Source organism: Pseudoalteromonas sp. BMB, assembly GCF_001709235.1.
GTDB lineage: Bacteria > Pseudomonadota > Gammaproteobacteria > Enterobacterales > Alteromonadaceae > Pseudoalteromonas > Pseudoalteromonas maricaloris.
Genome location: NZ_MBQA01000177.1, coordinates 63686 through 75293, shown reverse-complemented (window position 1 = coordinate 75293; position 11608 = coordinate 63686). Strand labels below are relative to the sequence as shown.

Genomic DNA, 11608 nt, shown 5'->3' with positions numbered 1-11608 from the left:
TTTTTATTGCTCGGGGCGTTACCATATTATACGCTCCGAGATACGTGGTTTCCTTTTATCTAATAAAGGATACGAATGTTAATGAGTGGTCCGGTGACTGAAGTACGTAAATCAGCAGTGCAGTATATTGCACGACAGGCCATTTTACGGCCAGATCAAGAAGTCTTTGCCTATGAGTTACTTTACAGAGACTCAGACAACAATGCTTTCCCAGTTGGGGTGAGCGATGGGCAAGCGACTGGGCGAATGTTTTTTAACTCCTTAATGTTTATCGGTGTAGACCGTTTGGCTGCGGGGCAGCTTGCCTTTATCAACCTATCCGACGAATCCTTGCTGCAGGAATTACCTAGCTTATTAGCGCCACAGAAAATTGTGGTGGAAATCGTTGAGCGCTCTAAAAATATTCCTTCACTGGTGAATACAGTGACTAAGTTAACAGAGAGAGGCTATCGATTTGCGCTAGATGACTACGACGGCACGTCAAAGTGGGATCCGTTGTTACCACTCATGGAATTCGTCAAAATTGAGGTTGAGCAGCCAATTATAAAAACCAATATGACGGTAAAAAAGCTCAAGCGTCAGTATCCAGATATTAAGGTTATTGTTGAGCGTATTGAAACAAAAGAAGAGTTCGAGATCATCAAATCCTCTGGAGCTGATTTTTTCCAAGGTTTCTTTTTCGCCAAGCCTGAAATGCTCAACCATGGCAACGTGGAACCGTCGAAAATGGTGGTGTTTCAGCTGCTACAAGCAACAGCAAGAAAGTCTTTATGCTTCAAAGAAATACAAACTAGAGTAAGTAAAGATCTGAGTTTAACCGCACGACTGCTAAAACTTGCGAACGCGAAAGCCGGTGAAGACAGGTTAGAAATTAAGTCTATCTCTCAGGCCGTAGTGTATTTAGGTGAAGACGCAATTAGGCAGTTTGTTAAAGTACTCGCGTTGAGCGAATTGGGTTCAGATAAACCCAGTGAGCTGACAAGAATGGGGTTAACTCGTGCCAAGTTTGTGGAAACATTTTTGATGCCAGGGGGCGAAGAAATGGCTGAAACCGGCTATTTGCTTGGTCTTATGTCCATCCTTGACGTGATACTTGATGTTGATCTTGCAGTGATAGCAGCAGAATTTTCTCTCGATGATTCGCTTTCCAGCGCGTTACTGAGTTATCAAGGGTTGCTTGGTGGAGCGCTACGTTTAGCATTCGAAATTGAGCGCAATGACTGGCGAGAAGCTGAGCTTATTTTACAAGCCATTCGACCTGCTACACCGACCAATTATCTCTATGATATGGCGCTTTCTAGTCGAGCTTATGCAGATGAAATCCTCTCTATTGTGGCAGGTGATGAACAGTAGCTCTCACCTGTCAATGTGAGAAGGTAAGTAACTTGAGCTGTGGATAATTAGCGCCTTTCTAGCAACCTGTTTCAGTTCTAACGACGTCGAATTCCCTTCCAATAGCCAGCATACTTATCCAAAGCTCAGGTTAAATTGAATACCTATGGTTTTTAAATAGTTTTGTTCTTGCTCTAAATCTGCTTGAAATAGCGAGTGTGATTCGAGCCACTCAGTTGCAATGTGAAGTATCAAGGCGTTATCAACGGCTGTAATACTTAATTCGGGAAGTTGGTCTTGTTGGCGTTTTTGGTTCACTAAAACGCTGAGACGAAACACAGCCAAAATACGGTTGAAGTGGATTAGCTCTTCTTCGATTAACTCTGTTAACTCTGGCATTTTTATCTTTTTTCGATAAAAGCGTACAAGTGCACTTAGCCTTAATTGCTGGGCTTGAGTAAAGCCTGGAAGTTGACTGTGCCTGACAATATAAGCACCGTGTTTATGCATGCCAGAAGAGTTAATGGCAAGCCCAACTTCGTGGAGTTTTGCTGCCCAACATAACATTTCGACATCATAAGAGGATAGTTGCCATTGCTCTTTTAGTTGAGTGGTAAAAAGCTTGATGGTTTCACAAATATTGTCGGCGTGTTGCTTATCAATATTATAGTGATCGCTGAACGTGTTAATTGTGCGGGTACGAATATCAAACTCGTCGGTTTGATGCATTTCAAACAATAAGCCTTCTCGCAATGCATATTCACTAAGGCGCATGCGCTCAAGTCCTAACTGTCTAAACAGTGCTATCAATACCGCAAGGCCGCCAGCAATACTGGTTTTTCGCTCCTCAGGTAGTGCTTTTAAGGAGACGTTGTCTATGTGTCCAGCATCAATAAATAACTGCTTAATTTGCTCCAAAATAGGCAGGGTAATTTCATCGGCTTGAGTGAGCTCGTGAACCATGGCCGCAATCGCCTTAATAGTACCAGAAGTACCGATAACGCTATTCCAGCCGAGCCTTAAGTAGCTCGCGGTAACACTCTCAATTTGTTGTTCTGCTTTTATTTCGGCTTTTTTGAATCGCTTTGCAGATAGCTTACCATCAGCAAAGTAGGCTTTTTGCATGGTTACGCAGCCCACATTGCGACTACTTAATAATTTGTGTGTAAGGTGCTGACCAATAACCAACTCTGTGCTGCCTCCACCGATGTCGATAACCAAACGGTTATGACTATCATGTTCATGGTTGGCGACCCCTTGGTAAATAAGACGAGCTTCTTCTTGGCCTGAAATCACATTGATTGGATATGGAAAAACTTGTTTTGCCTTAGCGAGAAAATAATTAAGGTTTTTGCAATTTCGCAGTGTATAGGTTGCCACTACTTGCACCGACTCTTTCGGAAAATCATGTAGTGTCGTCGCAAATTGCGAGAGGGTATCTAATGCTCGGGCGATCGCGTCGTCACTTAAATTGAAATCATCATCAAGGCCCGCGGCCAAGTAAACACGTTGCTTTTCTTTATGGAGGAGTTGAAGGCGACCATCTACTTCTCTTGCTACAACAAGGTGAAAACTGTTTGAACCTAAGTCCACTGCGGCAATAGAAGGGTAGTCGCGCATATATTCTTCCTCAACGGTTATTCTTTCGCTTCATTTAATTGATGTAACTCCCATTTTTTTAAATGGTCATAAATCGCGATCTGAGAGCGAATTTTTTTACGGTTACCTCGGCGAACGTACAGATTCTTCTGTTCGGCGTCAATAACTCTGGCTTTGGTGCGATCTTTAAATTGCAATTCAATAATATCGATGATTAGTTTCTTCAAATGATCGGCATAAATAGGCGTGCCAACTTCAACACGATGGTCAAGGTTACGGGTCATCCAGTCCGCTGACGAAATATAGACCTTGGGGTCGCCGTTGTTGTCGAAAATCATCACTCGCGGGTGTTCTAAGAAACGATCGACGATACTAATGATTTTTATATTATCGCTAAACTGTGCAAGGCCCGGTACAAGGGCACACATACCTCGTACAATGAGGCGGATCTTGACGCCTTTACGCGATGCTTCGTAAAGCTTGTCAACGAGCTGTTTATCAACTAAATTATTGATCTTAATTGTTACTTTTCCTGTTCGCCCTTGCTCTGCATGAGTTATCTCTTCATCGATCAACTCTACAATTCTACTGCGTGCATTGATGGGGGAAATCATCAAATGTTCGAATTTAAACGGCAGGTAACTACTCTCGATAAAGCGAAACACGCTATCGCATTCCTCCGTAATATCGGGGTGTTTGGTAAACAGACTGAAATCAGTATAAATCCGAGCAGTTTTTTCGTGGAAGTTACCCGTACCTATGTGTGCATATTTGACGATTTTGCCTTTTTCTCTACGGTGAACCACACAAAGCTTACTATGGACCTTAAGCGCCGGTATGCCAATCATGACCTTAATACCGTATTCACTCATGAGTTTTGCCCATTCAATATTGTTTTGCTCATCGAAGCGGGCTTTCAATTCAACCATCACAGTGACTTTTTTGCCATTCTTTGCTGCGTTGATCAATGAAGCGATCAACCGAGATTGCTTTGCCACGCGATAAATGTTGACCTTTATTTGTGTCACTCTGGGGTCAAACGCCGCTTGGCGGATATATTCCAGCATGTGATTAAAGGTGTGGTAGGGGTAATATAGCAAGATATCTTGAACTGAAATCGCGCGAAAGACGCTGCTATATTTTGAAAAGGCCGCACTTTTTAGCGGCGGCAATGGCTTGTTTTCTAGATAGCCGCGTCCAACATTTGGAAAAGAAATAAAATCTCTGAAATTGCGATATCTACCGCCTGGGATCATGGCATCTTGGCCTGTCACCCCTAAACGCTTTTTCATCAACTTGAGCATTTCTTCAGGCATAGATTCTTCGTAGACTAAACGTACAGGCTCGGCATATAAACGCTGTTTGAGGCCTTTAGACATGGTATCTAACACGCCTTCTTCTAGCTCATCATCTAAGTTGTACTCAGCGTCTCGAGTGAGCTTCATTGAATAGGCTTCAATGCGCTCAAATTTGAAGAAACTTTTAAACACATCGGCAATAAAAAATCGAATAACGTCATCGAGCAATACAATCGTTTTATGCCTTCGGGTTTTTTCTGGTGGCAGCTGGACAAAGCGGTTTAGACGATCAGTCGGGACTTCCAAAAAGGCATGATGCTGTTTTTCGCCATTTAACTCCACAAATAGGTGAGTCATAGTGTCGTTGATGTTGTCCGAATAGTCCTTACTTTCGTTAATCATCATTGGTAATAGGTGAGGCAGCACTTGGTCTTTAAAGTAGTTAGCCAACCAATTCTTGTGGAAGTCCGACAGCGCATCAGGTTGCTTTATATGGATATGATGCTCATTTAGATCGATGAGGATCTGGTCATAAATAACACTAAATTTTTTACCTAGTTCCAATACTTTCTTTTGAATGTCGGCGAGTAGCACTTCATCTTCATCGAAATTGGTATCAGGCAAATTATTTAATAAGATACGGCGCTTTACATCCGCAACACGAACTTGGAAAAACTCGTCTAAATTATTGGAAAATATACCAAGAAAGCGGATCCGCTCGATGATCGGGTTGGTTGGGTCTTTGGCTTCTTGTAAAACGCGTTCGTTAAAAGAGAGCCAGCTTAATTCTTTGGCAAAGTACGTGATAGTTTTATGCTCTGGAGATACGGCCTGCATGGTGCTTTCCATAGGTACAGCTTATTTTTACAGCTTAAGCAGGGTGTGTGACATAATTATGACAAACACAACGCGCCTGTCGTGTTTGTCATTCAACCATCATGAGTATAGTGTAGGTTTTAGCTTTCTTCTATGTCCACGATCAAATCACTGGTGATTGACTCGAGTGCATCAATCACGTTTTCTTTGACCGTGCCAGCAGGTAGAGTCACAGTTGCGAAAGCGCTGAAAATAGGCAGTCCCCAGTTTGGAGCACTACGTTGTTTTGAAGTTAGGTGCGTGATGTTTGCGCCTTTGTGGCGAATAACCGTAGCAAGTTCTTGCACAATTCCCGGTCTATCGTTGCCTGTAATGATTAAATTTAATGTGTCCGGCTCTTCTTGCGCTTGCAAGTTTTCGCCTGATTCAACTCTCACGTCTAAACCTGGCAATTTATGCAATGCATCTTGTATTTCTTGCAAATGTTCTTCAGCAACCTCAACCTGCACTATGCCTGCGAATTGTCCAGCAAGGTGGCTTAAATTACTGGTTAACCAATTGCCATGGTGGGAAAGAATAGTGGAAGAGATTTCCTCAACGAGACCCGGTCGGTCCTTACCTATAAGTGTTAATATTAACTGCTTCATATCATGTCTCTTTTTTTGTGGCGCCCGTAGGCGAAAAAACGAATTCGGCGCATGATTTAGACTAGTCTAAAAACTTACTTTGTCCAGTGCCCATAAACACTTAATGTAAAGAAATGCAACGAAATTTATGTATTTACTCTAGGCTAACAATCAGAGCGTTTTTTGAGCCGATTAGTTCCATTATTTTTATAATGAATTTGAGGGGAAATGCCAATTGAAGAAAGTTCAATTGTGTCTCAGGTGTAACACAACTGTCATCTTGATGAAATATAATGCCCCCAATTTTTAAACCAAAGGGTATATTGATGACTTCAAATCCGCAAAAGCCATCCTTTAAAACGGATAGAAGCCGTCTCTTTAAAGACAGGTTTGCACAATTTGGCATTACTTCTGGTGGAGTAATGGTATTAGTCGCACTTTTACTTATCTTCTTCTACTTGCTATATGTCGTTCAACCAATCTTTGAATCAGCAAAGGTTGAAAAGCGTATGGATATTCAGCTTACACAAGACAAAACATATTTAGGTGTAGGGGTAGAAGAACAAACGGAAATTGCGTACTTACTTGGCAGCAGAGGTTCGGTAGATTATTACCAGATCAAAGGTGAAAGCGCCGGTAAATTACTAGATACATTGGATGTTGAACTTGACGGTAATGTCACAGCATTTGCAGAAAGTGCGCCTTTCTTAGGACAATATGCATTTGGTCTGGATAATGGTCAGGTACAACTCGTGAAGCCGATGTTCACGGTAAGCTTTCCGGGAAATCAACGTGTTTTAACCCCTCGCTTAAGTTATCCACTTAATGCGAAGCAACTGATTGTTGATGAACAAGGGCAAGCAATTCGTAAATTCGCCTTTAGTCACTTCGAAGACAAAACCGCTGTTGTTGCACAGACTGCGGATAAACGTGTGATTTTTGCCTCTTTTGTTGCAGAAGAAAACATGTTTACTGGAGAGGTTGAATGGGCGGTTGAGCGTACCGAGCTAGATATTGATGGTCGCGTTGATGAGTTACTTATTTCTCCAGACACATCGCGCACATTTGTTCGCTCAGCAAATCAAGTTTACGTCTTTGATTCTCGTTATGTTTCTGAAGTTGAGTTATTCCAATTGCTTGCTGCAAACGAAGAAAATGCCAACTTGGTCGACATGAATCTGCTAGCGGGCGCCAACTCATTAATGCTTGCTAACGACAACGGTGAGGTTTCACAGTGGTTTGAAGTCAATACCGATGATGGACGCCAGTTTGCTAAAATCCGCTCTTTTGAGACGCCAAAGAGCAAACAGGTCAAACTATTTAGTGAATATTATCGTCGTACTTTCTTCACGACCAACGAAAATGGTCAATTAGGTTTATATTACACCACCAGTGAAGCGCACTTATGGCAAGGTAAAATTACAGATAAAGCAGTTCAGAAGTTTGCGGTAGCGCCGCGTGCTAATGCCGCCTTGTTACTTGCCGATGATACGTTAACGGTAGTAGAGCTACATAATGAGCACCCTGAAGTAACTTGGTCTGCTTTGTGGCAAGAGGTGTGGTACGAAGGGTATCCAGAGCCTGCTTATACTTGGCAGTCAACCTCTGCGAGTGATGACTTTGAGTCGAAATTCTCATTAGTGCCTATTTCCTTCGGTACCATTAAAGCGGCGCTTTACGCCATGTTGTTTGCTGTTCCTATTGCATTAGCGTCAGCAATCTACACTGCCTATTTCATGTCGAGTGAATTACGCCGCGTGGTGAAACCAACGGTCGAGATAATGGAAGCACTACCAACGGTTATCTTGGGCTTCTTGGCGGGTCTTTGGCTAGCTCCGCTAATTGAAACGCATCTACCCGCCGTGGTTGCTTTATTGGTGCTATTACCAATTGCGATGATAGCAACGGCATTTTGCTGGACTAAGCTACCTGCAAAAGTAAGACACGTTGTGCCTGAAGGCTGGCATTCAATCTTACTGATCCCAGTTGTGCTTATCGTAGGCTGGATTTCATTTGCCATGAGCGCTGGAATTGAGTCTTGGCTGTTTGGCGGTAATGTGCGTCAGTATCTAACTAATGAGTTAGGTCTAACATTCGACCAGCGTAACTCACTAGTAGTGGGCATCGCGATGGGCTTTGCGGTTATTCCTACTATCTTCTCTATTGCTGAAGATGCGGTATTCAGCGTACCTAAGCACCTTTCTAATGGCTCATTAGCACTCGGTGCCACACAGTGGCAGACTTTGGTTCGTGTAGTATTACTAACAGCAAGTCCAGGTATCTTCTCTGCGGTAATGATGGGTCTTGGCCGCGCCGTAGGGGAAACCATGATTGTATTAATGGCAACTGGTAACACGCCAATCATGGACTGGAGTATCTTCCAAGGTATGCGTACGCTTGCTGCTAACATTGCGGTGGAAATGCCGGAGTCTGAAGTTGGCAGCTCTCACTATCGCATCCTGTTCCTAGCTGCCTTTGTATTGTTTATTTTTACTTTCGTATTTAACACCGTTGCTGAGTTTGTTCGCCAGCAGCTGCGTGAAAAGTACAGCTCAATGTAATTGGAGTGACATGACATGGTAAAACAGTGGTTTAAGTCAGGTTCTCCGTGGATCTGGATGACAGGTGGCGCGGTCAGTATTAGTTTGATTTCAGTAATTGGACTACTTGCGATGATCGCATGGAAAGGACTGAGCTTCTTTTGGCCATCTCAAGTTGTTGAGATGCATCTCGACGGTTCAGTTGCCAAGCAGACCGTTATTGGTGAAATATACGATCGCGAGATGGTACCAAAATCTCGCCTTGAAGCGGCTGGATTCGACCTTTCAGGTTACAACAGCGAGCAAATCGAGCGTTTGCTCGTTAAAACGGGTAACCGTGAATATGTAGAACTTGATTTCCGTTGGGTATTATCAACAGATATCAAAAGCCAGTCTACGCCAGCGGAATTAGCGGTATTTGAGCGTAGTAAAAATGGTAATTTCTATGGCTATGTTGCCCGCGTTTTAGAAGACGGTAAAGTAGTAACTGATCAGCCGATTGAAAGGCTACATGAGCTTGTTGAACGCGCCGTTGACCTTAATGACGAAGCGCTTGATCTACAAAATAGCGAAATTGGGCACATTAACTATGAGCTTGAACGTCTACGTTTAAAAGAAAAGTCGTATCAGCTTGATAATGACCTGACAGAGGAAAAGTTAGCAGAGTTAAATGCACGCCGTGCTGAGCTACGTGAAGATTACAAAGTCTTCGAAAAGCGGCTATTTGAGCTAAGGAAGCAGGCTAAGCGTGACCAAGTTGTGGTGCGTGATATGCGTGGTGAAGAAGTGACTTTGCCTCTGTACCAAGTGTTGGACGTTTGGTTTCCAAATGACATGGGCTTTTTTGCCAAAGTAGGTCACTACTTAGTGCAAATCAGCAAGTTTGTGAGTGATGACCCGCGTGAAGCAAACACCGAAGGTGGGGTATTCCCAGCAATCTTTGGTACGGTATTTATGGTTATGCTGATGGCGGTGATCGTGACACCATTCGGTGTTATTGCCGCGATTTATCTCCATGAATATGCAGCAAAGAACGCTGTGACTAAGATGATCCGTATCGCGGTGATCAACCTTGCAGGTGTTCCATCCATTGTATATGGGGTGTTTGGTTTAGGATTCTTCGTTTATATGCTTGGTGGGTCAATTGACGAACTTTTCTACCCTGAGGCTGCGCCAAGTCCTGTATTTGGTACACCAGGGGTGATTTGGTCTGCACTTACACTTGCTATCCTTACTTTGCCTGTGGTTATCGTATCCACGGAAGAAGGTCTGTCTCGGATCCCAAGCTCAGTGCGTCATGGTTCACTTGCGCTTGGTGCAACTCAAGCAGAAACCCTATGGCGGATCATTGTACCAATGGCAAGCCCTGCAATTATGACGGGTCTTATTCTTGCTGTTGCGCGTGCCGCGGGTGAGGTAGCTCCTCTAATGCTGGTTGGTGTAGTAAAAATGGCACCAACCCTACCGCTAGACGGAAACTTCCCCTATATTCACTTGGATCGTAAGTTTATGCACTTAGGATTCCATATTTATGATGTTGGCTTCCAAAGCCCGAATGTTGAAGCTGCTAGACCTTTGGTTTATGCAACCGCGTTCCTACTGGTTACGGTGATTATTGCACTGAATATCACAGCGATTGGTATTCGTAACCACTTACGCGAAAAATTCAGATCGTTAGAGCATTAATAGTAAAGATTTTTAATAGGTAAAAACATGATTACAGTAGCGCCAGAAGTCAATCAAGCAAACGGCAATAACAAGCTTGATTTAGCAAACTTAAGTCCAGAACTCACCGCACTAGAGATCAAAAACCTAGATCTTTACTATGGTGATAAACAAGCCCTTAGTAACGTCAATATGTTGATCCCAAAAGGGCAGGTAACCGCGTTTATCGGTCCATCAGGTTGTGGTAAATCAACGTTACTACGTTGTATTAACCGCATGAACGACTTGGTTGATAGCTGTCGTATTGAAGGAGAAATCAACCTTCAAGGACAGAACATTTATGACAAGAGCGTAGATGTTGCGGCACTGCGCCGTAACGTCGGCATGGTATTCCAAAGACCAAACCCTTTCCCTAAATCTATTTATGAGAATGTGGTTTATGGTCTGCGTCTGCAAGGTATCAAGGATAAGCGCAAGTTAGATGAAGTGGTTGAAAAGTCACTCCGTGGCGCCGCGCTTTGGGATGAAGTAAAAGACCGACTTCACGACAGTGCATTTGGTTTATCTGGTGGTCAGCAGCAACGTTTGGTGATTGCTCGCTCTATCGCGATTGAACCAGAAGTGTTGTTACTTGATGAACCAACATCAGCACTCGATCCGATTTCAACATTGGTTATCGAAGAACTCATTAACGATCTGAAAAACAAGTATACTGTAGTTATCGTTACACATAACATGCAACAAGCTGCGCGTGTATCTGATCAAACTGCGTTTATGTATATGGGTGAGTTAATTGAGTATGCAGATACCAATACCTTATTCACCACGCCGTCTAAGAAGAAAACAGAAGACTATATTACAGGTCGTTACGGTTAAGGCGAGCTTGCGAGGAGAATATAATGGAACACAATATTAATAAGCACATTTCTGGCCGCTTTAATGAAGAGCTAGAAAACGTGAGAAATCACGTACTCAGTATGGGTGGACTGGTAGAGCAGCAACTAAACACTGCGCTTGATGCGGTTAACCACAATGATGCTGAAAAAGCGAAAAAGGTCAGTCAGAACGATTACAAAGTCAATGCGATGGAAGTGAATATTGACGAAGAATGTACACGTATCATCGCCAAAAGACAGCCTGCAGCCAGTGACTTACGTTTGGTCGTTGCCATCGCTAAAACGATTGCAGATCTTGAACGTATCGGAGACGAAGCGGAGCGTATTGCTAAAGTTGCCTTGGATTCGTTTACCAAAGATCAGCAAGATCTATTGGTGAATATTGACAATATGGGTCGCCAAGTGTCGCAAATGCTACATGACGTGCTCGATGCGTTTGCCCGGATGGACGCGCAAAAGGCCTTTGAAGTGCATAAAGCTGATGCCAAAGTGGACCGTGAATACGAAGCCGTAACACGTCAAATTATGACTTATATGATGGAAGACCCACGCTCGATTCCAAAAATTATGGATTTAATTTGGTCTGTGCGCTCATTAGAGCGTATCGGCGATCGTTGTCAAAATATTGCGGAATATGTGATTTATTTCGTAAATGGCAAAGATATTCGCCATACATCTCAAGAAGATATCGCAAAAACCTTGTGATGCTTATCAATTAGTTGCGCGCTTTCGGCGCGCAATTTCATAGTAAGTTCATCTAAACTTGCAATAAAACCGTTCACAACAGCGCTCAATGCTGTAAAATTACACTTTGCACATGCATACAAATATGATTT

8 protein-coding genes are annotated in these 11608 nt (G+C 43.1%); 5 read left to right on the top strand and 3 right to left on the bottom strand.

The window, feature by feature from the left end:
- The first annotated feature begins 75 nt into the window (after window positions 1–75).
- Complete coding sequence (locus BB427_RS15980) at window positions 76–1353, top strand: EAL and HDOD domain-containing protein (RefSeq protein WP_045990389.1); 1278 nt, start codon at window positions 76–78, stop codon at window positions 1351–1353.
- A gap of 114 nt (window positions 1354–1467) precedes the next feature.
- On the opposite strand, the gene BB427_RS15975 is transcribed toward BB427_RS15980, so the two are convergent.
- The 3 genes from BB427_RS15975 to BB427_RS15965 all read right to left on the bottom strand — a co-directional run bounded on the left by BB427_RS15975 (window position 1468) and on the right by BB427_RS15965 (window position 5692).
- A complete protein-coding gene (locus BB427_RS15975) occupies window positions 1468–2952 on the bottom strand; it encodes a Ppx/GppA phosphatase family protein (protein ID WP_069021846.1) in 1485 nt (494 codons plus the stop codon).
- A 17-nt stretch (window positions 2953–2969) separates the two neighbouring features.
- Entirely contained in the window at window positions 2970–5066 is a 2097-nt protein-coding gene (gene ppk1 / locus BB427_RS15970) for a polyphosphate kinase 1 (protein WP_045990387.1), read from the bottom strand.
- Window positions 5067–5185: 119 nt separating this feature from the next.
- A complete protein-coding gene (locus BB427_RS15965) occupies window positions 5186–5692 on the bottom strand; it encodes a glycine cleavage system protein R (protein ID WP_069021844.1) in 507 nt (168 codons plus the stop codon).
- Between the two features lie 305 nt (window positions 5693–5997).
- Here BB427_RS15965 and BB427_RS15960 point away from each other — a divergent pair, with 305 nt between their 5' ends.
- The 4 genes from BB427_RS15960 to phoU are packed head-to-tail and all read left to right on the top strand — an operon-like array spanning window position 5998 to window position 11477.
- Window positions 5998–8232, top strand: coding sequence for an ABC transporter permease subunit (locus BB427_RS15960; RefSeq protein ID WP_069021843.1), 2235 nt, complete (start codon window positions 5998–6000; stop codon window positions 8230–8232).
- Window positions 8233–8247: 15 nt separating this feature from the next.
- On the top strand, window positions 8248–9897 hold the full coding sequence (pstA, locus tag BB427_RS15955) for a phosphate ABC transporter permease PstA (RefSeq protein ID WP_039492745.1): 1650 nt from the start codon (window positions 8248–8250) through the stop codon (window positions 9895–9897).
- Window positions 9898–9924: 27 nt separating this feature from the next.
- Window positions 9925–10752 carry a phosphate ABC transporter ATP-binding protein PstB gene (gene pstB / locus BB427_RS15950; protein ID WP_010607157.1) on the top strand — a complete coding sequence of 276 codons (828 nt, stop codon included), beginning with the start codon at window positions 9925–9927 and terminating at the stop codon, window positions 10750–10752.
- 23 nt (window positions 10753–10775) lie between these two features.
- Window positions 10776–11477: a phosphate signaling complex protein PhoU gene (phoU, locus tag BB427_RS15945; protein WP_010607158.1), complete on the top strand. Its 702-nt coding sequence runs from the start codon at window positions 10776–10778 to the stop codon at window positions 11475–11477.
- Window positions 11478–11608: the final 131 nt, after the last annotated feature.

Excerpts from the sequence above, each read along its gene's own strand:
- ppk1 (WP_045990387.1), bottom strand. The coding sequence starts at position 5,066 with ATGCAGGCCGTATCTCCAGAGCATAAAACTATCACGTACTTTGCCAAA.
- pstA (WP_039492745.1), top strand. The coding sequence starts at position 8,248 with ATGGTAAAACAGTGGTTTAAGTCAGGTTCTCCGTGGATCTGGATGACA.
- phoU (WP_010607158.1), top strand. The coding sequence starts at position 10,776 with ATGGAACACAATATTAATAAGCACATTTCTGGCCGCTTTAATGAAGAG.
- BB427_RS15975 (WP_069021846.1), bottom strand. The coding sequence starts at position 2,952 with ATGCGCGACTACCCTTCTATTGCCGCAGTGGACTTAGGTTCAAACAGT.
- pstB (WP_010607157.1), top strand. The coding sequence starts at position 9,925 with ATGATTACAGTAGCGCCAGAAGTCAATCAAGCAAACGGCAATAACAAG.
- BB427_RS15980 (WP_045990389.1), top strand. The coding sequence starts at position 76 with ATGTTAATGAGTGGTCCGGTGACTGAAGTACGTAAATCAGCAGTGCAG.
- BB427_RS15960 (WP_069021843.1), top strand. The coding sequence starts at position 5,998 with ATGACTTCAAATCCGCAAAAGCCATCCTTTAAAACGGATAGAAGCCGT.
- BB427_RS15965 (WP_069021844.1), bottom strand. The coding sequence starts at position 5,692 with ATGAAGCAGTTAATATTAACACTTATAGGTAAGGACCGACCGGGTCTC.